We start from the raw sequence: 24,513 nt of genomic DNA, 5'->3' as shown, positions 1-24,513 counted from the left end.
GCCAACCAAGGTTGGCACCTACCAGAGCGATGCGTTGGTTGTTGCAGGGGTAGTGCCGGCCGCTGGCCGGCAACCGTTGTTGGCCCCCACCAGATCGATCGCTGGTATCAGAGCAGCCCTTCGCGCTTCACCGCCAGGTAGCGTTCCACCAGCGCACCGGGCAGGGCATCGGCGGTTACGTCCAGCACCATCACCTTCTCGCTGCGCAGCGCCTCATGCGCCTTCGCGCGCTGCTGCAGGTACAGCGCCGCTGCACCGGCCTGGGTGGCGTCTTCCAGTGTCTGCACTTCGCTGTCCAGCACGCCGTCCAGCTCACGCTCGCGCAGGCTGGCCACGCATACCAGGTGGCGCTGCTGCAGCAGGCGCACCGCCGCCAGCAGGTCTTCGATGTCTTCGTCGCGCACGTTGCTGACCAGCATCACCAGCGCACGCCGGCGCTGGCGCAGCGACACTTCGGTGGCGGCGGCCAGGTAGTCGGTGGCCACCGCGCGTGGCTGCAGGTCGTAGCTGGCGCGCAGCAGGTGCTCGACGGTGCCCATGCCGCGCTGCGGCGCCACCCAACGGCGCTCGCCACCGGTGGCGAACAGGCCGGCGGCGTCGCCCTGGCGCAACGCCAGGTAAGCCACCACCAGCGAGGCGTTCAAGGCATGGTCGAAGTGCGAGAGCCCGCCTTCGCTGGCCAGCATGCGCCGACCGCTGTCGAGCATCAGCAGCAGCTGCTGGTTCTTCTCGTCCTGGTATTCGCGCGAGATCAGCTTGCGCGCACGCGCGGTGGCCTTCCAGTCGAGCTGGCGCAGGCTGTCGCCGATGCGGTACTCGCGCATCTGGTGGAAGTCGGTGCCTTCGCCGCGGCGGCGCTTCACGTGTGCACCGACCAGCCGCGAGGCCTGGTCGGCACTGAACAGGGCAAAGCGGGTGAGCGGCACGAAGTTCGGATAGACCCGCACGTCCAGTGTGGGCGGCAGCGTGCGTTGCTGCCACCACAGCCGCCACGGCGAACGCATGCGCAGGTGCACGCCTTCGAAGCGGAAATGCCCACGCTGCAGCGGCTGCAAGTGGTAGTGCAGGGTGGAGGCACTGCCGGCCTGCAGGCGCACGCGCTGCGGCAGTGATTCCAGCGGCCAGCCGCCGGGGACCAGGTCGAACACCTGCACCGTCATCGGTGCGTCCGCCTGCAGCCGCAGTGCAGCCTCGCGGCGCACGCCCAGTGCCAGCGCTTCGGGCAGTTCGCGCTGCACCTGCGGCGACGGACGCCGCCACTGGCGCCACAGATCCATCAGCGCCGGCACGGCAATCGCCAGCGCCGCCAGCGCCCAGCTCCAGCGCGGCAGCAGACCGCCCAGCACCAGACCGCCCAGGGCAGCCCAGGCCAGCAGCAGTGCCAGCAGCAGCGGGGCCGGCTTCATCGGCGCGGCGCTTCCACCTTGGCCAGCAGCGCGCCCAGCACATCGTCGGCGTCCTGGCCTTCGATCTGCAGTTCCGGGGCCAGCGCGATGCGGTGGCGCAGCGCCGGGCGTGCGATGTCGCGCACATCATCCGGAGTGACGAAATCACGACCGGCCAGCACCGCCTGCGCGCGCGAGGCACGCACCAGCGCGATGCTGCCACGCGGGCCAGCGCCGACCGCGATACCCGGCCACTGCCTTGTGGCCGCCACAATCCGCACCGCGTAGTCGATCACTTCGTCGTCGACGGTGATCGCCGCAGTGGCGCGCTGCAGTTCCAGCAGCTCACCAGCACCGAGCACGCGTGGCACCTGGCTCAGGTCGAAATCGCTGGCGGCACGGCCGCTGGTGATCGCGGTCACCATGCGCTTCTCGTCCTCCAACTGCGGGTAGTCGATCAGCACCTTCAGCAGGAAGCGGTCCAGCTGTGCTTCCGGCAGCGGGTAGGTGCCTTCCTGCTCCAGCGGGTTCTGCGTGGCCAGCGCCATGAACGGCGGCGCCAGGGTGAAGGCCTTGCCTTCGATGGTCACCTGGCCTTCCTGCATCACTTCCAGCAGCGCCGACTGGGTCTTGGCGGGTGCACGGTTGATCTCGTCGGCCAGCAGCAGGTTGGTGAACACCGGGCCGCGGCGGATCTTGAAGCTCTCGCTCTTCGGGTCGTACACCGCGTGGCCACTGACGTCGCTGGGCATCAGGTCGGGGGTGAACTGTACACGCCCGTAATCAAGCTCCAGGGCCTGTGCCAGTGCGCGCACCAGCAGGGTCTTGCCCAGCCCGGGCACGCCCTCGATCAGCACGTGACCACCGGCAAGCAGCGCCACCAGGATCTGGTCCAGCACATCGGCCTGGCCGATGAAGGCGTGGCCGACGGCATCGCGGATGGCATCGACGCGTTCGATCAGGCGGGCGTTGGCGGCCGCCGGCAGCTCGGGGACTTCGGTCATAGCAGGGATCTCATCTGGAGCAGCAAGCGGATGCGCTCGCGCAGGGCGGAGGAATCGTGCGGCGGTGGGGGCGTGAGTGCGCTGGCGACGCGGCCCTGCGGCCACTTCAGCAGCTCGGCGATGGCCTGATCGCGCGGCGCACCATCCAATGCGGCGGCAATCGGTGCGCGCAGGCGCAGGCGGTGCAGGAACAGGGCGAGCACGGCCTCGTACAGGCGTATGCCGTGACCGAAGCGCAGCAGCAGTTCGCCACTGGCACGCACGTGCTCCAGCAGTGAACGACGTTCCAGCACCGGCGACGGCAGCAGGCTGCCGAAGCGCTGTGAACGGCCCCACAGCCAGCCCAGCAAGGCCAGCAGCAACGGCACCCACAACGGCCAGCCCTGATAGAACATGCGCGACCACAGCGACGGCGGGCGGCTGGCATAGACCAGCCAGACCGCACCCTTGCCATAGTTCGGATCGAGCAGGTAGCGGGTCAGGTCGCGATGCGACGCGTCGTGCAGGCCGTCGCTGGCCCCGCCACCTGCCGACGCCAGGCGCGCTGCCGGTGAGTCCACTTCGCTGCGCATGAACTCCATGTCGGCCAGCACGCTCACTCTGCCCTGGCCGTGGCGCAGGCGCGCGAACACCAGGTCGCGATCAGTGCCCCAGCGGCGTTCGGCCTGCGCACTGGCCGCAAACCCCAGGGTGAAGCGGCGGCCACCACAGAATTCGACGTGGCCCGGATCGTCGTCGACATGGAAGGCCTGGCAGTCGCTGCGCTGGAACAGGCTGTCTACGCCCAGCCGGTCCAGCAGGGGGCCCTGTGTGCTGCCGGCATCGTCCTCGGCCGGCGGCGGCGTACGTACCAGCAGGTGACCACCACCGTCGACCCAGTCCAGCAGTGCGCTGGCGACGGGCGGCGGCAGTTCGCTGCTGTCCTGCAGCAGCACCACCGTGTCGTGGCGCCCCAGCGTCATCTGCTGCAACTCCAGCCGCGGTCGCGAATGCACGTCGATGCCATCGGCGCGCAGGGCCTGGCCGAGCACGTACAGCGGGTTGTAGGCGGCCTCGCCCTGTGGCGGCAGCCGGATCGTCTCGGTCACCCGTTCGTGCGTGCGCAGGTAGAGGATGGTCAGCGGTACGCCGAACAGCACCAATGCACCGAGCAGCAGCGACCAGAACAGGCGCGGGCTCATGCCTGCCACCCGTACTGCTGGCGCAGGGTATCGGCCAACGCATCGAAATCGGCGCGGCTGGGCAGGCGGCCACCGTAGGCAGCGTACTGCCACATGCGCACGATGCGCGCGAACAGGTCACGGTCGCTGGCCTCGGGCATGCGTCGCGACGCGCGCAGGCATTGCGCTTCGGTAGCACCGGGTGGAAGCGCGATACCGCTGCGCTCGCCCACCGTGCGCACGCTGGCGCGGTACAGCAGGGCCAGCGCCTGCCGCGGCCGGCCCTGGTCCCAGAGCAGGCCGGCCTGGGTGGCCACGTCCGGCGGCAGCACCACCGGCAACTCCACCTGCTCCTCCAGCACCTTCGGTGCAACGTCGGCCTTGCGCCGGCCACTGCCACGCAGCCACGGCAGCCACAGCCGCGCGGTCAGCAGCAGCACCAGCAGCAGGATGCCGAGCAGGCCCCACAGGCCCCATTCGGCCAGCCGTGCCAGCCAGGCGATGCCGTCCTTGCGCGCCTTGCGTTCACCTTTGCTGTTGGTGTCACGCTGCAGCTGCTTGTCTTCCTTCTTTTTTTTCTCGGCCTGCTCGATCGGCTTCCAGCGGGTCACCTGGCGGGTCGGGCGCTGCAGCGGGTCTTCATAGGCGCGGTTCACTGCCTGACGGAAACCGGCGGTGTCCACCGGCGCTGTACCGAAGATCATTGCCGGCGTATTGGCGGGGTCGTTGGCCGCGGTGGCCGGTTCTTCCGCACTGTCTTCGTCCTCTTCGGCATCGCCTGCCTGCTCCGCGACCGTCTGCGCGTCCTGCGCATGCACCGGTGCGGACACCAGCGGCAGTGCCAGCCACAGCAGCAGCGCCAGCGTCGATGCTGCCGGCAGCAGCCGCTCGCGCAGGCGGCGCAGGGCGATTTCGACGTCCCAGGCTTCCATCTGCGTTCGACGGTTCAGGTACAGGCCAAAGCCCGCACCGACGAAGAACGGGCCGATCAACACCGAGGCCAGCCAGCACGCCAGGTTGAAGCCCAGCCGTGCCCATGCCGGCGTGTCCTTGCCAATCATGTCCCACGCCGCACGCCACGATTCGGACATCAGCTCCAGTGGCATGAACATGAACACCGCACCGATCGCGCCGGATACCAACACGGCTTCGAACGCCAGGCAGGTCACCGTCAGTACCAGTGCCGCGCCCGCTGCGCCGGCTGCCACCGCACGACGGCGTGGGCCGCGCTGGCCCGGTGTGTTGCCTTCCAGCAGGTTCACCGGCAGGCACAGGCTGCGCAGCACGCTGAAGCGGCGCCAGCCCAGGTAGCCCCAGAAGCCGCTGTTGCCCCAGCTTCGCTGCGCGCGCAGCGCGGCCAGCGTGCCGACCGGCTCACCGAAAATGCCGCGCGACAGCACGTACAGCGGCGCGCGTTCGAACAGCGGCTTGCACCACCACATCGCCAGCCAGGCCCAGCCGAAGGCATCCAGCCACCAGCCCAGCGCGTTGAAGATCACGAACAGCGGTGCACTGGCCAGCAGCCAGCTGCCCCACAGCGCACGCGCGTGACGGCGGGACAGGGCGGTGCCCAGCTCCATCGCTTCCCAGCCACTGCGGGCGCGCAGCGCCACGTCCAGGCGGTCAATGCGCATGGCCGCCCCCACGTCCGCCGCGCCACAGCCACAGCAGCACGCCGGCCCACAACACACCGGCCACGCTGAACTTGCCCCACGCCGGTACTTCGGCAAGCGAGGACCAGAAGGCTTCGATGAAGGCGGCCACCAGCAGCATGAAGGCGACGCCGAGGCACAGCCGTGCGCCGATGCGGCCGCCTTCGACCAGTGCATCCAGGCGGCTGCGCCGGCCTGGTGCCAGCAGCTTCATGCCCAGCTGCAGACCGGCACCGCCGGCGATCACGATCGCGGTCAGCTCGAAGGCACCGTGGCCGACCACGAAGCGCCAGAACGGGTCGCCATGGCCGATGTGCTGCAGGTGACCGGCCACCGAACCGATGATCACGCCGTTGAACAACAGCACCAGCAGCGTGCCCAGCCCAGCCAGCAGCCCGCTGGCGAAGGTGCGCAGGGCGATGCTGATGTTGTTCATGATGTAGTGGCCGAACATCATCCAGTCGGTGCCGCTGTCACGCCCCAGGCGCTCGGCGGCGGGATCGTACATGCGCTCCATCTCGGCGATCTGGCGGTTGTCCATCAGCATGTGGATCAGGTCCGGATAGACCTGCACCAGCACGAAGCAGGCCACCGCCGGCAGCGCGAACATCGCCAGCGCCACCCACATGCTGCGCGCCTGGCTGCGCACCAGCAGCGGGAAATCGGCCACCAGGAACTCCAGGGCACCCCGCCAGCGCGTCGGCGGCGTGCGGTACAGCACGCTGTGGCCCTGCTGCATGAGCTGCTGCAGGCGCTGCACCAGCTGCGGGCTGTAGCCGCGTTCGCGGGCCAGCGCCAGTTGCTGGCACAGCCGCCGGTAGCGCTGCGGGAAGGTGGTGTCATCCAGTGCCAGGCCGCTGGCCTTGCGGCGCGTGCGGCGTGAGGCACCGGCACGCAGCAGCAGCCACTGCTCCAGGTCCTGCCATTCCTGCTGGTAGCGGGCGACGAACTGTTCCTGCTTCATCGCCGCCCCAGCAGCCAGTTGGCCATCGCATACAGGCGCAGCACGCCGACCTGGCCATGGGTGCCGGTCAGTGGCTCGGCAATACCGGCCAGCTCCTGCTGGCGCGCCGCCGACAACCGTGGCGCGCGCTCGGCGAAGGCCATCAACGCAGCCTGTTCCTCTGGTCGCAGGGGCTGCGGCGGGGCCAGCACGCTGTCGATGGTCGGCGGCGGTGGCAGGTACAGCGCGGGTGCGTGCACCACCACGGTGCCCGCCACCAGGTCGCCAAGGCGGCGGCCATGCGGATCGAACAGGCTGCTGATCAGGCCCAGCGCATAGCCGAACGGCAGCATGTCCACCGTGCGCAGCAGGTTGCGGGTGATCGCCGCCATCCAGCCTACCGGCGCGCCATCGCGGGACAGCACGCGCAGCCCCAGCGCACGCTTGCCCAGCGTGCGCCCCCACAACGCTTCGCAGACGATCGGGTAGGCCCAGTAGACCAGGAACATCAGCACCAGGTAGAGGCCGGAGCCGAACTTGTCCAGCAGCGCCAGCGGAATGGACACCAGCACCAGTGCCGCGATGCGCACGCCAAGATCGACCAGCCAGGCCATCGCCCGCGGTACCGGGCCGGCGGCAGGCAACTGCAGCGGCACACCCTCCGGCGTCACCACCTCGCGGTAGGTATCGAGCATCGGTGCGGCCATCAGCGCGATGGCCTTCGTTGTGGGCGCCGGAGTCCTCTCCGGCGGGCAGCCACAGGCATGGGGGTCTCGACAGGTCCTGGTCGGGCCAAGACTTTAGCAGAGCCGCATGGCAGCGTCGGGGGCTCAGCCCCGGTATTCGTCCTTCAGCCGCACGTAGTGGTCGGCCGAGTAATGCAGCGCCTCGATCTCCCTGTCACTGAGCGTGCGTGCCTGTCGTGCAGGGTTGCCGACCCACAGCTCGCCTTCGCCCACCACCTTGCCGGGGCCGATCACCGCACCGGCGCCGACGAAGCCATGGCGCTCCACGCGGGCGCCATCGAGGATGCAGGCGCCCATGCCGATCAGGCTGTAATCGCCGATCGTGCAGGCATGGATGATGCAGCCGTGGCCAACGGTCACGCCTTCGCCGATCAGGGTCGGGTAGCCGGCCTTGTTGTACGGGCTGTGGTGGCTGACGTGGATGATGGTGCCGTCCTGCACGTTGGTGCGTGCACCGATGCGCACATGGTTGACGTCGCCGCGGATGACCGTGCCCGGCCATACCGACACGTCATCGGCCAGCTCCACGTCGCCGATGATGGTGCAGGCCGGATCGATGTACACGCGTTCGCCGAGGACGGGCATCTTGTCGCGGAAGGGGCGCAGCGGGTTCATCGAAGTCTCCGGAAATCAGGGCGTTCACGACGATGATACGCGCTCGGCCAATGGCGACCCCGCCGACACCTGCAACTGCCGGGATGCTTCATGCATCCGTGTCGACCAAGGTCGACACCTACCAGAGCTGGTAGCGCCGGGCCATGCCCGGCGAGCGAAGCGGTGCGTTACGCCACGCGTCCCCGGCGTGCGCGCTCCAGGTGCACCAGCAGCAGCGAGATCGCTGCCGGGGTCATGCCCGGAATGCGCTGTGCCTGGCCGATGGTCTGCGGGCGTACGCGCTCCAGCTTCTGCAGCGCTTCGGCCGACAGCCCGCGCACCGTCGCGTAATCGAAGGCTTCAGCGATCGGCGTGGCTTCGTGCCGCTGCTGGCGCTCGATCTCCTCGCGCTGGCGGTCCAGGTAGCCGGCGTACTTCACGCCGATCTCCACCTGCTCGGCAACCTTGCCATCAGCCACCGCCGGGCCCAGCGAGGGCACCTGCATCAGCTTGGCGTAATCCAGCTCGGGGCGCTTGATCAGGTCCAGCACGTTGGTCTCGCGACTGACCGCCACGCCCAGCGTCTCGTTCACTTCGCGGCCCAGTGCATTGGCCGGGGTTGCCCACAGCGCACCCAGGCGTGCGCGCTCGGCAGCGACGGCGGCCTGCTTGGTCTCGAACGCGCTCCAGCGGCGATCATCCACCAGGCCCATTTCGCGGCCGGTCGGGGTCAGGCGCTGGTCGGCATTGTCCTCGCGCAGCTGCAGGCGGTACTCGGCGCGGCTGGTGAACATGCGGTACGGCTCGTTGGTGCCGTGGGTGATCAGGTCATCCACCAGCACGCCCAGGTAGGCCTCGTCGCGACGCGGGCACCAGCCGTCCAGCCCGCGCACCTGGCGTGCGGCGTTCAGGCCAGCCAGCAGGCCCTGCGCGGCGGCCTCTTCGTAGCCGGTGGTGCCGTTGATCTGGCCGGCGAAGAACAGGCCGTTGACCAGCTTGGTTTCCAGCGAGGCCTTCAGCCCGCGCGGGTCGAAGAAGTCGTACTCGATCGCGTAGCCGGGGCGGGTGATGTGTGCGTTCTCGAAGCCACGGATGCTGCGCACCATCTCCAGCTGCACGTCGAACGGCAGCGAGGTGGAGATGCCGTTGGGATAGATCTCGACGATGCCCAGGCCTTCGGGTTCGACGAAGATCTGGTGGCTGGCCTTCTCGGCGAAGCGCACCACCTTGTCCTCGATGGACGGGCAGTAGCGCGGGCCGATGCCTTCGATCTGGCCGCTGTACAGCGGCGAACGGTGCAGCGCGTCGCGGATGATCTGGTGGGTCTGTTCGGTGGTGTGGGTGATCCAGCAGCTGACCTGCTGCGGATGCTCGTCCACCGAGCCGAGGAAGGACATCACCGGCCGCGGCGAATCGCCGGGCTGCTCGTCCATCACGCTGTAGTCCAGCGAGCGGCCATCGATGCGCGGCGGCGTGCCGGTCTTCAGGCGGTCCACCTGGAACGGGCGCTCGCGCAGCCGCGCGGCCAGCGTGGTGGCCGGCGGGTCGCCCATGCGGCCGGCGGCGTACTGGGTCGGGCCGACATGGATCTTGCCGGCCAGGAAGGTGCCGGCGGTCAGCACCACGGCCTCGGCATCGAAGCGCAGCCCGGTCTGGGTGATGACCCCGCGCACGGCGTCGCCTTCAATGACCAGGTCATCGACGGCGGCCTGGAACACTGTCAGATTGGCCTGGCCTTCGACGATGGCGCGGATCGCCATGCGGTACAGGTTGCGGTCGGCCTGGCAGCGGGTGGCACGCACGGCCGGGCCCTTGGAGGCATTGAGCGTGCGCCACTGGATGCCGGCGCGGTCGGCGGCATGCGCCATCGCACCGCCCAGCGCGTCGATCTCCTTGACCAGGTGGCCCTTGCCGATGCCGCCGATGGCCGGGTTGCAGCTCATCGCACCCACCGTTTCGATGTTGTGGGTCAGCAGCAGGGTGCGCACGCCGGTGCGGGCCGCGGCCAGCGCGGCTTCGGTGCCAGCGTGGCCACCGCCGATGACGATGACGTCGTAACGATGGAAGGACGGATTCATGGGGCCTGTTCAGCTGGGGGCGGGCGCGGCCGGAGGCGGCGCCGGGGTGGCGATTTTAGCGCCATTCGGGGCCGGGACGTCGCCGCCGGCCGGCCAGCGCCGAAATCAGCCCTAAAGTTGGCAGGATTTTTGCAGATAACCCAATAGCACCCACCGTGGCTGGCGCCGTAGGCGCCCGTGACCGGAATTGGAACAGGGGCCGGTACAGGCGCACGGTGGGGGAGCAGAGGGCCGGCAGTCGGGGGACTGTCCGGCCCTGTTTTTTTGCGGCTGTCGGGAAGGCGCCATCCACGCATGGCGTGGAGCTACTGACGCTGGGGCCCTCGCCGGTTGGCGACCCAACAAAACAAACGGCCCCGCATTGCGGGGCCGTCTGTTTTCAGAGGTGCCGACATCCGACAGGGCCGGAACAGGGGGGATCCAGATGTTCCTGTCGGATATCGACGTAGAGCTTTTTGCGGCGGCCCGTGTCGTTTTTGTCACTTTGTGACGCGGGCCGTCAATGTCCGCGTAGATTGCGGCTTAGACCGTGTGAAATGCAAGACGGTTCAGCGCTCAACTGTGCGCTGCGTCGCACGATCCATGTTGCGCCAGGGGGAACCGTTCATCCTCGGCGCACTCGGTGCCGGTGCCGGACGGGTCTGCGGCGGGGGCGCCGACGGCTGGGCGTTCGATTGCGGCGGGCGGCGCATGGAGTCCATGTTCCGCCACGGCGAACCCCCGTTGTACGACGGTCGCGACGGCGGCGGCGGACGGTGCTCGCCGCCATTGCCCGGACGCGGCGGCGGGCGGTGGTTGTGCGGCGGGCGGTAGATCGGGCGCGAGTAATACGGGTTGCCGTAGCCGCCGTAGTAGCCGCCATAGCCACCGTAGTAGGGGCCGTAGTTGTAGGGATAGCCGGCCGGGTAGCGGTATTCCACCGACGGCGCACCGTGGTAGTAGCTGCCGCTGCGGCCGCCGCCGACATAGTCGTAGGTGGTGCAGCCGGTCAGGGCCAGCAACAGGCCACCGGCAAGCATCAGGCGCATTTTCATGGTGGGTCCCCCCAGAGGACGGGTGTGCAGTCAGCTTCGGGCGCCAGCGTTGAATCGGCCCTTAATTCCGCCGGCCAGGATGAATGGAGGCGTAGGGCTGCATGCTGGCATGACCTGTGTCCCGGTCGCCAGCGCGGGGGCATACGTTAATCTTGCGTCATGAGCGATTCACTGTTGCCCCGCGCCGACGACGTCCTGCTTGCTGCCGCGAGGATCGCCCCGCATGCCAGCGTGACCCCGGTGCTGCGCTCGCACACGCTCGATGCGCTGGCCGGGGCACAGCTGGCGTTCAAGGCCGAGCACCTGCAGCGTGGTGGTGCGTTCAAGTTCCGCGGTGCCTGCAACGCGGTGTGGTCGCTGGAGTCTGATTCCGCCAGTGCCGGCGTGGTCACCCACTCCTCCGGCAATCATGGCGCCGCGCTGGCGCTGGCCGCGCGCACCCGTGGCATTCCCTGCCATGTGGTGGTGCCGGAAGGCGCGGTGGCGGCCAAGCTGGCCAATATTGCGCGCCATGGCGCCACGCTCTGGCACTGCCCGCCGACCATTGCCGATCGTGAGGCCACCTGCGCCAAGGTGCAGGCCGACACCGGCGCGACCCTGGTGCATCCCTATACGAATCCGGCGGTGATGGCCGGGCAGGGCACCGCCGCCCTGGAACTGCTGCACAGCGACGGCCCGTTCGACGTGCTGGTGGTACCGGTGGGCGGCGGCGGCCTCGCCAGCGGCACTGCGCTGGCGCTGCAGCACGCCAGCCCGCAGACCCGTCTGGTGCTGGCCGAGCCGGCCGGTGCCGACGATACCGCGCGCTCGCTGGCCGCTGGCGAGCGCCAGGACGCGTTCACCCCGGACACGATCTGCGATGGCCTGCGTACCCTGATCGGCGCGCCCAATTTCGAACTGCTGCGCGCGGCCGGTGCCGAGGTGATCGTGGTCGATGACGCGGCGACGATGGCCGCGATGCGCCTGCTGTGGGAGGTGCTCAAGCAGGTGGTCGAGCCGTCCTCGGCCACTGTGCTGGCTGCGGTGCTGGCGCAGCCGCAACGTTTCGCCGGACTGCGCGTGGGCCTGGTGCTGTCCGGCGGCAACGTCGACCTGCCAGCGCTGCGCTGGGGCGCGCCGTGAGCCGCGACCGGCAGCGGCCTCGCACCGGCCTGCTGGGCTGGCTGTGGCGGCTGTTTGTCCTGTTGGTGATCTGGCTGCTGGGCGTGACTGCCTGGATCGTCTGGGTCGGCGAGCGTGACCAGGCCGCCAAGGCCGACGCCATCATCGTGCTGGGTGCGGCCGCCTATGACGCCAAACCGTCACCGGTGTTCGAAGAGCGTATCCGGCATGGGCTGGACCTGTACGAGGCCCAGTACGCGCCGCTGCTGATCTTCACCGGCGGCTACGGTGGCACCGGTGCGCGTTTTTCCGAATCGCAGGTGGCGCGGCGTTATGCGCTGAAGCATGGCGTGCCGGACGATGCGATCCTGATCGAAACCGCCTCGCGCAATACCGTGCAGAACCTGGTTGAAGCCAAGCGGCTGATGGACCAGCGCGACCTGCACCGGGTGATCATCGTCAGCGATCCGCTGCACATGGCGCGCGCGCTGCGCCTGAGCAAGGCGCTGGGCATCGATGCGCTGGCCTCGTCCACGCCCAGCACGCGCTTCCGCAGCTTCCACACCAGCTGGCGCTTCCTGGTGCAGGAAATCTATTTCTTCCACCGTGACCTGGTGCGCCCGCCGCTGAGTTCGCCGGCCAATACCTGAGGGTGCCGCTGCGCTCGCCGGGCATGGCCCGGCGCTACCCGGTCCACGTGCCGGCCCATACCCGCCTTTGGTAGGTGCCGACCTTGGTCGGCACACTGCTGGCGGCACCGCGATCTGATGGGGTGTGCCAACCAAGGTTGGCACCTACCAGAGCGATTCGCGTGCGGAGTGGCATGCGGTAGTGCCGGCCGCTGGCCGGCAGATGCCCACCATGGAATCGTGAGGTTGCCAGCCAGTGGCCGGCACTACCGGACGATCAGCTCTGCTTGCGCCGGATCGGAATTGCCGACACCGGCACCGAGGCCACGTCATGCCCGCCTTCGCGGATCGGTGCGCCCGGGTCCGGTGCCCAGGCGTGCGCATAGATCACTTCCCAGCTGCTGGGCAGCTTGCCGTCGGCGCGCCGCATCGGCTCATATGCCGCTGCCGCAGCGGCGAAACGGCCACGCCCGGTCAGCGTGTGGCGACGGTCGACGCGGGCATTGGTCGCGCCCATCGCGCGCAGTTCGCGCATCAGTGACGGCAGGTCGTCGTAGGTCAGGGTGAACAGGTCGCGGTCCAGCACCGGGTCGCGGAAGCCGGCCATCATCAGCGCATCGCCGAACTGGGCGATCTGCGCGAAGCGGCTCACGTGCGGGCGGTCATCGGCAGCGGCGAATGCTTCGTTGAGTTCGATCAGGGTTTCCGGGCCGAAGGTGGAACACACCAGCAGGCCACCTGGCTTGAGCACACGGCGGAACCCGGCGAACACCGCCGGCAGGTCGTCCACCCACTGCAGGCACAGGTTGCTGAAGATCACGTCCACGCTGTTGTCGGCCAGCGGCAGCGCGGCGGCGTCACCGCACAGGCGCTGGAACGGCTTCCACCAGCCGGCCTGGCGCTTGGCCTGGTCCAGCATCGGCAGCGCCACGTCCAGCGCGATCACCTGCGCCTTCGGCCAGCGCTTCTTCATCAGCGCGCTGGCGTGTCCGGTACCGGCACCGATGTCCAGCACCACCTCGGGCTTGCGTGCCTCCAGGTAGTCCAGCGATTCGATCAGCCGCGACTGCACTTCGCGCTGCAGGGCGGCGGCGGCGTCGTAGCTGTTGGCGGCACGGGCGAACGCGCGGCGGACGTGGCGGGCATCGAAGTGGGACGGCATTGCGAAAGTCTCTTAGAACGTACCGGGGTAGGCGCCGCCGTCGATCAGTAGGTTCTGCCCGGTGAGGTAACCGGCCTGTGCACTGCACAGGAAGGCGCAGGCGGCGCCGAATTCGTCGGGTGTGCCGAAGCGGCCGGCGGGGATCTGCTGGCGGCGGCGTTCGGCCACTTCGCCGGCGTCGCCGTCCTTGCCCGCACTGTGGGCGAAGTTGGCGCGCAGGCGGTCGGTGTCGAACTGGCCGGGCAGCAGGTTGTTGATGGTGACGTTGTGGGCCACGGTGCGGCGCGACAGGCCGGCGACGAAACCGGTCAGGCCACTGCGCGCGCCGTTGGACAGCGCCAGGATATCGATCGGGGCTTTCACCGCCGACGAGGTGATGTTGACGATGCGGCCGAAGCCGCGCTCGATCATCGCGTCGACGGTGGCGCGGATCAGCGCGATCGGCGCCAGCATGTTGGCGTCCAGCGCGGCAATCCAGTCGTCACGCTCGAAATTGCGGAAATCACCGGGCGGCGGTCCACCGGCGTTGTTGACCAGGATGTCCACCTGCGGGCATGTGGCCAGCGCCGCGACGCGGCCGGCTTCGGTGGTGACGTCGGCGGCGACCGCGCGCACCTCGGCGGCACCGGCCAGCGCGCGCAGCTCTTCAGCGGCGGCCTGCAGGGCGGCTTCACCGCGGGCCACGATCACCACGTTGACGCCTTCACGCACCAGCGCACGCGCGCAGCCCAGGCCCAGCCCCTTGCTTGCGCCGCAGACCAGTGCCCAGCGGCCATTGATACCCAGATCCATGCGTCAATCCCGCGGAATGAGGAAGGCGCTCATTGTCCGCCATCGGCCGGTGACAGGCCGGCAACGAAGTGTTGCAGGGCGGCGGCGACCTCGTCGGCATGGCCGAGGAAGGGCGCATGGCCGCCGTGGGCGATGGTCAGCGCCTGCCCGCCCGGGGCCAGTGCCGCGGCGGCCTGCATCGCCGCCGGAGACACCAGCCGGTCGCGTTGGCCGGCGATCCACAGGCTGGGTTTACCCAGCGTCGGCAGTGCGCCGCGCAGGTCGGTGCCTTCCAGCAGGCGCAGGCCTTCCAGCAGGGCGCGTTCGGTGGGCGCACCGCGCTCGACCAGGCGCTGGCGCAGCGTGCGCAGCTCCTCGCGGGCGTGTGCCGAGCCCATCACATCCAGCGCCAGGAAGCGCTCCAAGGTGCCACCGAAGTCGCTGGCCAGCTCGCGCCCGAACTGTTCGAACACCGCCGGTTCCACCGCGTGCGGCCAGTCTTCGCCACGCACGAAGCGCGGCGTGGCCGCGATCATCGCCAGCCCGCGCACCTTTGGCAGCGTCGCGGCAGCATGCAGCGCGAAAAGGCCGCCCAGCGACCAGCCGCACCACACCGCCGGCGGCGTGGCCGCAGCAATGGCATTGACCACGAACGGCAGGCGCAGCGGCGTGGTGTCCTCGCGGCTGTGGCCATGGCCGGGCAGGTCTACCAGGTGCAGGGTGAACTGGTCCGCCAGGCGCTGCACCAGTGGTGCGAACACACCGCCCTGCAGGGCCCAGCCGTGGATCAGTACCAGGTCCGGCCCACGGCCGGTCACTTCAATATGCATGGGGAACTACACGGAACTCAGGCAAAAGCGGGCAGCGGCGGTGGCGCGGCTTCACGCACGGCCAGGGTCACGCGATCGCGCGCGCTGGCGATGGCCTCCACCAGGCCACGCACCTGTTCCGGCGTATGCAGCGCGGACAGCGTCACGCGCAAGCGTGCCTTGCCTTCCGGCACCGTCGGTGGGCGGATTGCGCCGACCAGCCAGCCGGCCTGTTCCAGCGTCGTGGACATCGCAACGGCGGTATGGTCATCGCCGCACAGCAGCGGCTGGATCGGCGTTTCCGAAGCCATCAGGTCCAGCCCATGGCGACGCGCTTCGCTGCGGAACAGCGCGATCAGGTCGGTCAGCTTGGTGCGGCGCCAGTGGTCGCGACGCGCCAGGCGCACTGCTTCAAGCGCCGCAGCGGCCATCGCCGGTGGCACGGCGGTGGTGTAGATGTAGGGACGTGCGGTTTCGGCCAGATGCTCGATCAGGTCGTCGCGGCCCAGCACCAGTGCACCGGAACCGCCCAGTGCCTTGCCCAGCGTGACCAGTTGCAGCGGTACGTCGTCCACGCCCAGCCCGGCGGCGGCCACGGCACCACGGCCATCACCGACCACGCCCACGCCGTGCGCGTCATCGACGTAGAACAGCGCCTGCTGCAGGCGTGCCACAAGCGACAAAGCGCGCAGCGGTGCGATGTCGCCATCCATGCTGAAGACACCATCGGTGGCCAGCATCGCCGCGCCATCGGGCGCGTGCTTGAGTTGACGCATCGCGCCTTCCGCATCCAGATGCGGATAGCGGCGCAGGCGTGCACCGGCCAACCGCGTCGCATCGAGCAGGCTGGCGTGGTTGAGCTTGTCCTGTACGCAGACATCGTTCTCTTCGCTCAGCAATGCCTGCTGCACCGCCAGGTTGGCGGCGAAGCCACTGCCGAACAGCAGCGCACGCGGATAGCCCAGCCACTCGGCTACTTCGCGTTCCAGCGCTTCGTGCAGGGCGTGGTGGCCGCAGACCAGGTGCGAGGCACCGGCGCCAGCGCCTTCGCGCGCGGCGGCGTCCTGCAGCGCATTGACCACGCTGAACTGCTGGGCCAGGCCCAGGTAATCATTGCTGCAGAAGCCGGTCAGCCACTGGCCGTCCACTTCCAGGCGCACGCCATCACGACGGCTGACCGTGCGTCGAGGGCGGCGACGGCCTTGGGCATCGCGCAGGGCGCGTTGGGCGTGGAGGCGGGCAGTCAGGTCGGGGCGGGCCATGGTGGCTGAATGCGACGACGGGGCGGCTAGGGTAGCGCGTTGCCGCGACGCCTGCTTGCGGCCCGTCTCAGGCCGCGTGAGCGCAGCCACAGCCGGGCGTATCGGCACTGATATCGGCGTGCACGGTGCCGCCGTGGTCGTGGCCCTCTGCATCTACCTGCACCGCCATCGGTTGCAGGCCCAGGCGTGCGAACAAGGCCAGGTCGCGTTCGCTTTCCGGGTTGCCCGTGGTCAGCAGCTTGTCGCCATAGAAGATCGAATTGGCACCGGCCAGGAAGCACAGCGCCTGCAGTTCGTCGCTCATCGCCTCGCGCCCGGCGGACAACCGCACCATCGAGCGCGGCATGGCGATGCGCGCCACCGCGATCATGCGCACGAACTCGAACGGATCCAGCTCGGCACTGCCATGCAGCGGCGTGCCCGCCACCTGCACCAGCTTGTTGATCGGCACCGAATCGGGATGTGCCGGCAGCGTGGCCAGCGCCAGCAGCAGGCCGACGCGCTGCGCGCGCGTCTCGCCCATGCCGACGATGCCGCCGCAGCAGGTCTTCAGGCCGGCATCGCGCACGTGCTCCAACGTGTCCAGGCGGTCCTGGTACTGGCGCGTGTGGATGATCGAATCGTAGTAGTCCGGCGCGGTGTCGAGGTTGTGGTTGTAGTAGTCCAGGCCGGCGTCCTTCAGCGCACGTGCCTGTTCGCCACTGAGCATGCCCAGCGTGGCGCAGGTCTCCAGGCCCAGTGCCTTCACCCCGGCGATCATTGCCGCCACCTTCGGAATGTCGCGGTCCTTCGGCGAACGCCACGCGGCACCCATGCAGAAGCGCGACGCACCGGCGGCCTTGGCCTGGCGTGCCTTGGCCAGCACCGCATCGGTCTCCATCAGCTTCTGCGCGTTCACCCCGGTGCTGTAGCGCTGCGCCTGCGGGCAGTACGCGCAGTCTTCCGGGCAGCCGCCGGTCTTCACCGACAGCAACGTGGAGACCTGCACCTGCGAGGGGTCGAAATGCTCGCGATGGACCGCTGCGGCGCGGAACAGCAGCTCGGGGAACGGCAGATCGAACAGCGCCTGCAGTTCGTCGTGTTGCCAGTCGTGGCGGATGGCAGCAGCCATGGCGGGACCTTGGGTACGAGTAGAGCGAGGGCGGCAGTGTGGGTGGGCGTGCGCAGGCTGTCAACAATATTTATGTTCACATGGTTTACAGTGTTTGCACTCCGGGCGATCCCGCCCGGAGCGTTGCTTCTGTCGTCGAGCGCGAAAAGTGATCGGCATCAAGGCGTGTGCGGTGTTTCGCTGATCAACGCGGTCACCTTGCCGAGGATGAAGGGACCGTCATCGAAGTAGCCGTGGCCCCAACCTTCGCGCTGGTCGGCATTGAGGTCATCAAGGGTCCACCAGCTCACCGCGCTTTCTCCTTTCCGGGCGAAGAACGCCTGGCAGGCCGAGATGTCTGCCCACGCCGCAGAGTTGCTATAGACGCTCTCCCGGGTGAAGAAGCGTTCCATGCCGAGCAGAGGCTCATCGGCGGCATCTTCGAAGATGTTGGACACGATGTAGAGCAGCGAACCGGGAAAGAACAGTGAACGCTCGCTGGCTTCGTCGGCATCCCTCATCGCCAATTGCCGGAACCTCCCGATGCGGTTCTCGTGCTTCGAGATGGCATGCGCGAACCGACGACACGTCACCGCAGGCGCTTCGAGAATAAGGTCGAACGTCAGATCCGGAAGGATCTGCGCTGCCTGGTCCAACAGCTCGCACAGGAAGATGCTGCCGGCGCTGTGGCCGACGAGCGTGATGCGGGGAACAGAGGCTTCGGACTGCAACTGCCTGTGCAGCTCGCGCAGGAATCTGACGCCACCCGATGCCGGGCCGTCGAATGAATCCTGTGCATCCTTCTTCATGGGATTCCACCAGCCGATGCGCCCCACGTCATCGAGATAGAACTCTCGCAGTACTTCTTCCACGATCACGGCGGAGACGGCACCTGGCCGCCCCCGGCCACTGTGCTGGCGTTGCCATACGCGTATCACCAGTCTGGCCACCTTGATGGCCAGCGCGATCCAGTTCAATGCTACGGCCTTGTTGGGTGACGGAGTGCCAAACAGTTCCATTGCCGTGCGCTCGTTGACGATGGCCGCGTGTTCGGCTGGCGGTTCATGTGCCAGCATCTTGTTTACGGGCGTCAGCGTCGCCTCCCTGTAATCCTCCCGGGCCTCGGCAAGGGCCTGGTTCACCTCGGGATCTTCAGCGAACTCCTGTGCGAGATCTGCCGAAAGGCTTTCCTCGTCGGGTGGCGCGGCGTTGAGGATCTTCATGCCGGGCGTGAATGCCTGTTCACCGCCGAGCTTTTCCAGGATCTTGTCCTGGACTTTCCTGAAGAGCAGTTTGGCGAGTACTGCACCCAGGATCTCGCCCAGGTTGTTCAACGGAGCTTCGATGTCACCCGTTTCCCAGACGAAGAACAAGGGGTAGGCCTGTGCCCGCACATAGGGGTCATGCAGGGTTTCTGCGATGCGCCGTCCACGCTTCTGCGAAACGCGGCCGCCATGTACATGGATGACGATTCCGGAAGGTGACCTGGCCTGCAGCGCGCGACCGACAATCCGGCGAAGGTCTGATTCCTGCAACGTGCCATCACGAAGATGGATGATGTGATCCAGCGGGTCGTAGGCATTCATCTCACACTCCATTGTCATTGAGGATGTCGAGAACGAAGCAATTCACGCAGATGTCGGCACGCAGGTGCTGGCAAGCGCTACCGCGATGACGAGCGGTGGCGGCCTTTCGTTGCCGGCGGAGCTGCACCCTCTCCCCAGAGGGCAGCGGCTGCAATGCTACCTCCACGAGGCGCGGTGGACGAACCCGGTAGGAATCGGCCGGCCTTCACGCATGTGGGACGGCGTGCCATTGCTGCCAAAGCATGCGGTTCCCGGCGCGTGAGCGTATTCACCGCATCCTGCAAGGCCTTCAGCCACAGTACCCGCTGTCCGCCTTCCTCCGCAGGGTCCAGACTGCCCCGCATGACCGATCTCCATCGCCTCCGCGGCCGCATCACCGCGCTGGTTCTCAGCGAGGCCTGGCGCCGCCGTGCCGCGCTCTGGGGCGGCGCCGTGGCCGTGGCACTGGTGGCCATCCTGTTCGCCAAGGCCAGCGACGCGGCGTTTCACCTGTTCCAGCACATCACCTCGCACTCGCCGTGGTGGGCCCTGCTGCTTACGCCGGGCATCTTCGCGCTGCTGGCCTGGCTCACTTCCGGTGTGCTGAAACCCACGCGGGGCAGCGGTATTCCGCAGGTCATCGCTGCGTTGGACAAGCCCGATGAGCCGTTCCGGAAGGTCAATCTTTCGCCTGCGGTCTCGGCGGGCAAGCTGCTGCTGACCTCGTTGTCGCTGCTGGGCGGCGCGTCGGTCGGGCGCGAGGGCCCGACGGTGCATGTGGGCGCCAGCCTGATGTACCTGTTCGGCCGCTGGTTCGGCTTCAAGGACCCGCGCGAGCTCTCGCACTTCCTGCTGGCCGGTGGTGCTGCCGGCATTGCGGCGGCGTTCAACACACCGCTGGCGGGTATCGTCTTCGCCATCGAAGAGCTCAGCGGCCGCTTCGAACATCGTTTCTCAGGCACCCTGCTGACCGCGGTGATCGTCGGCGGCGTGGTATCGCTCGGACTGCTGGGCAACTACACCTACTTCGGTCATGTGAGCGCGCGGCTGCCGCTCGGCCAGGGCTGGCTGGCGATCCTGCTGTGCGGTGTAGTGGCCGGGTTGCTGGGTGGATTGTTCGCGCGCGCGGTGCTGGCCAGTGCGGCGGGCCACCCGCGTTGGCTGGGCCAGCTGCGGCAGCGGCATCCCGTCCTGCTGGCTGCAGGCTGTGGGCTGGTGGTGGTGGCGCTGGCGTTGACGTTCGGTGAAGGCGCGTTCGGCACCGGCTACGAGCAGGCGCGCAGCCTGGTGCAGGGGCAGGCGATGGTCGGCCACGAGTTCGGGTTGATGAAGCTGCTGGCGAATCTGGCGTCCTACGTGGCGGGCATCCCCGGTGGCCTGTTCTCGCCGGCGCTGGCGGTCGGTGCCGGCCTTGGGCACAACCTCGCGGTGCTGATGCCGGGTGTGGATCCGCGTGCGTTCGTGCTGTTGGGCATGTGCGCCTATCTGACCGGCGTCACCCAGGCGCCACTGACCTCGGCGGTGATCTCGCTGGAGCTGACCGACAGTGGTGATCTGCTGCTGCCGATCCTGGCCACGGTGCTGATCGCGCGCGGCGTGTCCGGGTTGGTGTGCCGCGTGCCGATCTATCGCGGGCTGGCGGAGGTGTTGATGATGCCCGCCGTGGCGCCGTCGGATGCCGGGGATCGCGAACGCGCGCCCTGAAGGGCGCGCGGTAACAGATAGCGCTGACACTGCAGCACGCGGTCCGCTGATGGTGAAGCTGACGCAGCGATGGAAGGCTGGCGCATGCGCATCAACTTCCTGCACACGGCAAGCACTGTCCCTCACGCGCTGCTTCGAGTTCTGCTGCCATTGCGTTGCCTGGTCTGCAACGACCCCGGCCACGATGGGCTGGATCTGTGCGCCGCGTGCTATGCGGAACTTCCGTGGGCCGGCCGCGCCTGCCTGCGCTGCGCATTGCCGCTGCCCGACAACGCCCTGATCGTCTGCGGCAGCTGCCGCGAGGAAGCGCCACCGCAGGCCGCTGCCCATGCCAGCTTGTTGTACCTGCCGCCGGTCGACCAGCTGCTGGTGCGCTACAAGTTCCATCAGGATCTCGCCGCCGGTCGCCTGCTCGCGCAGTTGATGCAGCGCGCACCGCCGCCCTGGTCATGCCCACCGCTGGTGCCGGTACCGCTGCACCGGCGCCGCCTGCGCCAGCGCGGCTACAACCAGGCCGCAGAACTGTGCCGCCTGCTGCCGATGCCGGTCTGGCAGGGGCTGTACCGGCGGCGGCATACCGCGCCGCAGTCTGAGCGTACGGCCGAACAGCGCAGGGAAAACCTGTTCGATGCGTTCGATGTACGTGGTCCGGTGCCGCCGCGACTGACAGTGGTGGACGATGTGATGACCACCGGCAGCACGGTGATGGAGGTTGCGGAGACGCTGCGGTGGGTGGGAGCGGACGAGGTGCGGGTATGGGTCTGCGCGCGGGCGCCGTGATCGCCCTCTTCATCACCAGGGGCTAGGATGAGCCCGGTTCCGGATCGAAGGAGTGGCCATGAATTCCCCCTTGTCTCCCCTGTTGTCGGCGGTTGGGCGCAGCTGGTGGATCCTGCTGCTGTACGGGCTCGTCGCACTGGGTTTCGGCATCGTTGCCATCGGCTGGCCGCTGTCTGCAGCCATGGCATTGGCATGGACGCTGGGTGTGATGGCCATCGTTGAAGGTGTCATCAGCCTGTTCGCACTGGTCAGCGGCGGCAGCGGTGCCTCGCGTGGCTGGCTGGCGCTGTATGCCATCGCCTCGCTGGGTTTCGGCATCCTGGCGGTGATCAATCCGCTGGCCACCGCCAGCGTGCTGGTGCTGTTCCTGGCAGCGTGGCTGCTGGTGGCCGGCATCTATCGCATCGTGTTCGCGATCCGCGTGCGCAAGCAGATCCAAGGCGAGTGGCTGCTGATCCTCAGTGGCGTGCTGGCGGTGGTGCTGGGCCTGCTGTTTGCGGCCAACCCGTATGCGGGCGTTGCGGTGACCACGCTGTGGATCGGCATCGGCAGCCTGCTGTACGGGCTGTTGCAGGTGCTGGTGGCGTTCAAGCTGCGGAAGCTGAAGTGAGGACTGCGCTTCCCCTGTTGCTGGGCATGGCGTTGACCCTGACCGGATGCATGCCGGGCGCTACGCCCGGTGCGTTGGCAGGCAAGGATCATGCGCCACGCCCCGGCGTGGATGTGCGCCTGAGCGCGGTCGATGCAACCGGCAAGGGCACGCCGGCGCAGTGGCAGGGCGAGACCCTCGCCCTGCGCGAGCCGCCGATTGCCGGCAGCGCGGATATTGCCGATGTGCGCTATGTGCTGGATGAAGGCAAGCAGCCGGGCCTGCAGATCCGCTATCGGCCGGAGGCGCATCAGCGCATCCACGATGGCACCGCGGCCCTGGTGGGCCAGCGTGCAGCGCTCAGCGTGGATGGCCGCGTGCTGATGGTGGCGACGGTGCAGGGGCCGTTCGGCGAATCGATGATGCTGAGCGGGTTGTCCAGCGTTGCCGAGGCGCGGGAGCTGGCGAAGCACATCACTGGCGAATGACGGGCGCGCCATGAACCCGCGCTGCGCGCGGAGGTCGACCCAGGTCGACCGCTACCGGGCGAACCGGGCCTCGATTTCTTCCAGTGACTTGCCCTTGGTCTCCGGCAGCCAGAACGCGGCCACCAGGAAGAACACGAAGGTGCACGCCGCCCAGAACACGAACATGCTGGCGTAGCCATAGTGGCCCACCGTGGGCAGGAAGATCGCGGCGATAGTGGTCGACACGAACTGGTTGATCAGCAGCGCGATGCTCATGCCATTGGAGCGGATGCGGTTCGGCATCAGCTCCGACAGTGCCAGCCACACGCATACGCCTGGACCGACCGCGAAGAACGCGACGAACACCAGGATGCAGGCGGCCACGGCCCAGCCGTGTGCCGGTGGCGGCACCGGGCCGATGCGCGCCTGCTCGATGCGCAGCGGAGCCTGCGCCGCCTTGGCCGGGTCGGCGAACGGATTCAGGTGCAGTTTGCGGAAGAACGCGCCGATCACGCTGTCCGGCTGCACAGTGCCAGCACGCTCGATGCGCAGCTCGCGGTCGGTCAGGTTGTCGCTGCGCAGGGCGCGCACATTGGTGAAGTCGCCGTAGGCGTAGGAGACGGTCAGCTGCATCGGCCGGCCCTGGCTGTCGATGCCATTGCTCAGGCGCTGCCACTGCGCATCATCCAGCACCAGCTGCAGGCCATCGCCGCTGACCGCCGCCTGCAGCTGCGGCTGCACGTCGGTGCGACCGCGCTCGGCCTGGAAGAACAGCGTGGCCGCGGCCAGCAGGGCCACGCAGATGCCGCCACTGCCGAGCATCAGCAGGAACTTGCGGCCCTTGCGGTCGACCAGCAGCAGCGCGACCACGGTCATCACCGCATTGAGCAGCTTGATCGCCACATCGGCACCATTGGCCACCGAGCCGGACAGGCCGGCCTGGTTGAGAATGTTCACCGCGTAGGCCAGCACCGAGTTGATGCCGGTGGCCTGGGTGCAGGCCAGCACTACGCAGGCGAGCAGGAACGGCACCACGTAGCGGCGGCTGAGTAGCGGGTCGCGCTTGCCGCTGCCGCTGCTCGATTCCGGTGCCTGGATCTGTGCAAGCGTCGGCTCCACCTCCGAAGCGGGCAGCACGCGCTGCAGGCTGCGGCGCGCATCACCGATGCGGCCGCGACGCACCAGCCAGCGCGGCGATTCGGACAACCAGAAGATGCCGGCGCAGAACAGCAGGCCCGGCGCCAGGCAGGTCCAGAAGATGGTGCGCCAGGCGTGGTCCTTCACCGTGAACAGCTCCTGCGCCTGCTGCGCGACCGGCAGTGAGCGCACGGCTTCGGCGGCGGCATCCACGGCGTGGGCGTGGTAGAGGCCGATCAGGGCAGCCAGCACCAGGCCAACGGTCAGCAGCAGCTGGAACATGGCTGCGCCGCGCCCGCGTCGTTCGGGGCTGAGCACTTCGGCCAGGTACAGCGGAATCACCACGCCGATCAGGCCGCCACTGATGCCCTGCAGCAGCCGGCCGAGCAGCAGGGGCGTGTAGCCGGAGGCCAGTGCCATGATCGGGATCGAGGCAGTGAACAGCAGGCCGGCCAGCAGCATCGCACCGCGGCGGCCGATCAGGTCGGCGACCATGCCGGCGAACAGCGAGGACAACACGCTGCCGAGCAGCACCGCAGCCACGACAAAACCGAGCTGCTGGCTGCTGAGTTGCCAGGCGTGGCTGGCCGTTGCCTCCAGGTAGGGCAGGGCGCCGGCGATGATGCCGATGTCGATGCCGTACAGCAGGCCACCGAGGCCGCCGATGAAGAGCAGGTAGCGTACGGGCCAGCGCGGAGCGGTGCTTGCGGTCATCGGCATATCCCAGGAGGCGTTTCGGTGCGGATTGCCTTCGTAGAGTCGAGCTTGCTCGACTGACCGTGCGGGGCGCGGCAGAGCAGTCGAGCAAGCTCGACTCTACAAAGGCGGTGCGTCAGGCATTTCCGGCGTTA

Annotated in this window: 22 protein-coding genes; 6 read left to right on the top strand and 16 right to left on the bottom strand. The window is 68.3% G+C overall.

Annotation, left to right across the window (positions count from 1 at the left end; genetic code table 11):
- Positions 1-107: 107 nt before the first annotated feature.
- The 9 genes from N7573_RS04480 to N7573_RS04440 form a co-directional block, all read right to left on the bottom strand.
- The gene (locus N7573_RS04480) at positions 108-1,406 is read right to left on the bottom strand and encodes a DUF58 domain-containing protein (protein ID WP_279912892.1); all 1,299 of its coding nucleotides are present in this window, start codon (positions 1,404-1,406) and stop codon (positions 108-110) included.
- On the bottom strand, positions 1,403-2,389 hold the full coding sequence (locus N7573_RS04475; RefSeq protein ID WP_005411535.1) for a MoxR family ATPase: 987 nt from the start codon (positions 2,387-2,389) through the stop codon (positions 1,403-1,405). The genes N7573_RS04480 and N7573_RS04475 overlap by 4 nt, the downstream gene beginning before the upstream one ends.
- Positions 2,386-3,570, bottom strand: a complete 1,185-nt coding sequence (locus tag N7573_RS04470; protein ID WP_049461684.1) for a DUF4350 domain-containing protein — start codon at positions 3,568-3,570, stop codon at positions 2,386-2,388. The genes N7573_RS04475 and N7573_RS04470 overlap by 4 nt, the downstream gene beginning before the upstream one ends.
- A complete protein-coding gene (locus N7573_RS04465) occupies positions 3,567-5,183 on the bottom strand; it encodes a DUF4129 domain-containing protein (protein WP_279912891.1) in 1,617 nt (538 codons plus the stop codon). Before N7573_RS04465 ends, N7573_RS04470 begins: the two co-directional genes overlap by 4 nt.
- Positions 5,173-6,165 carry a stage II sporulation protein M gene (locus tag N7573_RS04460; RefSeq protein WP_032129115.1) on the bottom strand — a complete coding sequence of 331 codons (993 nt, stop codon included), beginning with the start codon at positions 6,163-6,165 and terminating at the stop codon, positions 5,173-5,175. The genes N7573_RS04465 and N7573_RS04460 overlap by 11 nt, the downstream gene beginning before the upstream one ends.
- Positions 6,162-6,851: an RDD family protein gene (locus tag N7573_RS04455; RefSeq protein WP_049400866.1), complete on the bottom strand. Its 690-nt coding sequence runs from the start codon at positions 6,849-6,851 to the stop codon at positions 6,162-6,164. The genes N7573_RS04460 and N7573_RS04455 overlap by 4 nt, the downstream gene beginning before the upstream one ends.
- Positions 6,852-6,974: 123 nt before the next feature.
- Positions 6,975-7,505 (bottom strand): gamma carbonic anhydrase family protein, encoded by a 531-nt coding sequence (locus N7573_RS04450; RefSeq protein ID WP_279912890.1) that lies wholly within the window; start codon positions 7,503-7,505, stop codon positions 6,975-6,977.
- A 167-nt stretch (positions 7,506-7,672) separates the two neighbouring features.
- Positions 7,673-9,562 (bottom strand): tRNA uridine-5-carboxymethylaminomethyl(34) synthesis enzyme MnmG, encoded by a 1,890-nt coding sequence (mnmG, locus tag N7573_RS04445; protein WP_049400865.1) that lies wholly within the window; start codon positions 9,560-9,562, stop codon positions 7,673-7,675.
- A gap of 548 nt (positions 9,563-10,110) precedes the next feature.
- Positions 10,111-10,596 carry a hypothetical protein gene (locus N7573_RS04440; protein WP_197615681.1) on the bottom strand — a complete coding sequence of 162 codons (486 nt, stop codon included), beginning with the start codon at positions 10,594-10,596 and terminating at the stop codon, positions 10,111-10,113.
- 159 nt (positions 10,597-10,755) lie between these two features.
- Here N7573_RS04440 and N7573_RS04435 point away from each other — a divergent pair, with 159 nt between their 5' ends.
- Complete coding sequence (locus tag N7573_RS04435) at positions 10,756-11,718, top strand: pyridoxal-phosphate dependent enzyme (protein WP_149908935.1); 963 nt, start codon at positions 10,756-10,758, stop codon at positions 11,716-11,718.
- Positions 11,703-12,347, top strand: a complete 645-nt coding sequence (locus N7573_RS04430) for a YdcF family protein (protein WP_032127185.1) — start codon at positions 11,703-11,705, stop codon at positions 12,345-12,347. Before N7573_RS04435 ends, N7573_RS04430 begins: the two co-directional genes overlap by 16 nt.
- A gap of 256 nt (positions 12,348-12,603) precedes the next feature.
- Here the strand turns inward: N7573_RS04430 and bioC are convergent, their stop codons facing one another.
- The 6 genes from bioC to N7573_RS04400 all read right to left on the bottom strand — a co-directional run bounded on the left by bioC (position 12,604) and on the right by N7573_RS04400 (position 19,006).
- On the bottom strand, positions 12,604-13,488 hold the full coding sequence (gene bioC / locus N7573_RS04425) for a malonyl-ACP O-methyltransferase BioC (RefSeq protein WP_164080493.1): 885 nt from the start codon (positions 13,486-13,488) through the stop codon (positions 12,604-12,606).
- 12 nt (positions 13,489-13,500) lie between these two features.
- Positions 13,501-14,280: an SDR family oxidoreductase gene (locus N7573_RS04420; RefSeq protein WP_279913202.1), complete on the bottom strand. Its 780-nt coding sequence runs from the start codon at positions 14,278-14,280 to the stop codon at positions 13,501-13,503.
- 29 nt (positions 14,281-14,309) lie between these two features.
- Complete coding sequence (bioH, locus tag N7573_RS04415) at positions 14,310-15,089, bottom strand: pimeloyl-ACP methyl ester esterase BioH (RefSeq protein WP_182266877.1); 780 nt, start codon at positions 15,087-15,089, stop codon at positions 14,310-14,312.
- Between the two features lie 17 nt (positions 15,090-15,106).
- Positions 15,107-16,330 carry an 8-amino-7-oxononanoate synthase gene (gene bioF / locus N7573_RS04410; RefSeq protein ID WP_125895472.1) on the bottom strand — a complete coding sequence of 408 codons (1,224 nt, stop codon included), beginning with the start codon at positions 16,328-16,330 and terminating at the stop codon, positions 15,107-15,109.
- Between the two features lie 67 nt (positions 16,331-16,397).
- The gene (gene bioB, locus N7573_RS04405) at positions 16,398-17,441 is read right to left on the bottom strand and encodes a biotin synthase BioB (protein ID WP_049412416.1); all 1,044 of its coding nucleotides are present in this window, start codon (positions 17,439-17,441) and stop codon (positions 16,398-16,400) included.
- 158 nt (positions 17,442-17,599) lie between these two features.
- A complete protein-coding gene (locus N7573_RS04400) occupies positions 17,600-19,006 on the bottom strand; it encodes a hypothetical protein (RefSeq protein ID WP_012512398.1) in 1,407 nt (468 codons plus the stop codon).
- A 342-nt stretch (positions 19,007-19,348) separates the two neighbouring features.
- Here N7573_RS04400 and N7573_RS04395 point away from each other — a divergent pair, with 342 nt between their 5' ends.
- The 4 genes from N7573_RS04395 to N7573_RS04380 all read left to right on the top strand — a co-directional run bounded on the left by N7573_RS04395 (position 19,349) and on the right by N7573_RS04380 (position 22,546).
- Positions 19,349-20,689, top strand: coding sequence for a chloride channel protein (locus tag N7573_RS04395; protein ID WP_279913203.1), 1,341 nt, complete (start codon positions 19,349-19,351; stop codon positions 20,687-20,689).
- An 84-nt stretch (positions 20,690-20,773) separates the two neighbouring features.
- Positions 20,774-21,469, top strand: a complete 696-nt coding sequence (locus N7573_RS04390; protein WP_279913204.1) for a ComF family protein — start codon at positions 20,774-20,776, stop codon at positions 21,467-21,469.
- Positions 21,470-21,527: 58 nt separating this feature from the next.
- Positions 21,528-22,079: an HdeD family acid-resistance protein gene (locus N7573_RS04385; protein WP_006399985.1), complete on the top strand. Its 552-nt coding sequence runs from the start codon at positions 21,528-21,530 to the stop codon at positions 22,077-22,079.
- Positions 22,076-22,546 carry a hypothetical protein gene (locus N7573_RS04380; RefSeq protein ID WP_189720200.1) on the top strand — a complete coding sequence of 157 codons (471 nt, stop codon included), beginning with the start codon at positions 22,076-22,078 and terminating at the stop codon, positions 22,544-22,546. Before N7573_RS04385 ends, N7573_RS04380 begins: the two co-directional genes overlap by 4 nt.
- A 51-nt stretch (positions 22,547-22,597) precedes the next feature.
- Here N7573_RS04380 and N7573_RS04375 read toward each other — a convergent pair whose 3' ends face one another.
- On the bottom strand, positions 22,598-24,376 hold the full coding sequence (locus N7573_RS04375) for an MFS transporter (RefSeq protein WP_279913205.1): 1,779 nt from the start codon (positions 24,374-24,376) through the stop codon (positions 22,598-22,600).
- Between the last annotated feature and the right edge of the window lie 137 nt (positions 24,377-24,513).

Origin of the sequence: Stenotrophomonas sp. GD04054 (assembly GCF_029836955.1) — a bacterium.
In the GTDB taxonomy this organism is placed as follows: Bacteria; Pseudomonadota; Gammaproteobacteria; order Xanthomonadales; family Xanthomonadaceae; genus Stenotrophomonas; species Stenotrophomonas maltophilia_A.
Note: the sequence above shows the minus strand (reverse complement) of the source record. Positions and strands in the feature narration are given on the sequence as shown.

Bases quoted from the DNA above. Each gene is read 5' to 3' on its own strand.
- N7573_RS04450 (WP_279912890.1), bottom strand. From the start codon at position 7,505: ATGAACCCGCTGCGCCCCTTCCGCGACAAGATGCCCGTCCTCGGCGAA.
- bioH (WP_182266877.1), bottom strand. From the start codon at position 15,089: ATGCATATTGAAGTGACCGGCCGTGGGCCGGACCTGGTACTGATCCAC.
- N7573_RS04435 (WP_149908935.1), top strand. From the start codon at position 10,756: ATGAGCGATTCACTGTTGCCCCGCGCCGACGACGTCCTGCTTGCTGCC.
- N7573_RS04420 (WP_279913202.1), bottom strand. From the start codon at position 14,280: ATGGATCTGGGTATCAATGGCCGCTGGGCACTGGTCTGCGGCGCAAGC.
- bioF (WP_125895472.1), bottom strand. From the start codon at position 16,330: ATGGCCCGCCCCGACCTGACTGCCCGCCTCCACGCCCAACGCGCCCTG.
- N7573_RS04475 (WP_005411535.1), bottom strand. From the start codon at position 2,389: ATGACCGAAGTCCCCGAGCTGCCGGCGGCCGCCAACGCCCGCCTGATC.
- bioB (WP_049412416.1), bottom strand. From the start codon at position 17,441: ATGGCTGCTGCCATCCGCCACGACTGGCAACACGACGAACTGCAGGCG.
- N7573_RS04400 (WP_012512398.1), bottom strand. From the start codon at position 19,006: ATGAATGCCTACGACCCGCTGGATCACATCATCCATCTTCGTGATGGC.
- N7573_RS04460 (WP_032129115.1), bottom strand. From the start codon at position 6,165: ATGAAGCAGGAACAGTTCGTCGCCCGCTACCAGCAGGAATGGCAGGAC.
- N7573_RS04465 (WP_279912891.1), bottom strand. From the start codon at position 5,183: ATGCGCATTGACCGCCTGGACGTGGCGCTGCGCGCCCGCAGTGGCTGG.
- N7573_RS04395 (WP_279913203.1), top strand. From the start codon at position 19,349: ATGACCGATCTCCATCGCCTCCGCGGCCGCATCACCGCGCTGGTTCTC.
- N7573_RS04385 (WP_006399985.1), top strand. From the start codon at position 21,528: ATGAATTCCCCCTTGTCTCCCCTGTTGTCGGCGGTTGGGCGCAGCTGG.
- bioC (WP_164080493.1), bottom strand. From the start codon at position 13,488: ATGCCGTCCCACTTCGATGCCCGCCACGTCCGCCGCGCGTTCGCCCGT.
- N7573_RS04440 (WP_197615681.1), bottom strand. From the start codon at position 10,596: ATGAAAATGCGCCTGATGCTTGCCGGTGGCCTGTTGCTGGCCCTGACC.
- N7573_RS04455 (WP_049400866.1), bottom strand. From the start codon at position 6,851: ATGGCCGCACCGATGCTCGATACCTACCGCGAGGTGGTGACGCCGGAG.
- N7573_RS04470 (WP_049461684.1), bottom strand. From the start codon at position 3,570: ATGAGCCCGCGCCTGTTCTGGTCGCTGCTGCTCGGTGCATTGGTGCTG.
- N7573_RS04390 (WP_279913204.1), top strand. From the start codon at position 20,774: ATGCGCATCAACTTCCTGCACACGGCAAGCACTGTCCCTCACGCGCTG.
- N7573_RS04480 (WP_279912892.1), bottom strand. From the start codon at position 1,406: ATGAAGCCGGCCCCGCTGCTGCTGGCACTGCTGCTGGCCTGGGCTGCC.
- mnmG (WP_049400865.1), bottom strand. From the start codon at position 9,562: ATGAATCCGTCCTTCCATCGTTACGACGTCATCGTCATCGGCGGTGGC.
- N7573_RS04375 (WP_279913205.1), bottom strand. From the start codon at position 24,376: ATGACCGCAAGCACCGCTCCGCGCTGGCCCGTACGCTACCTGCTCTTC.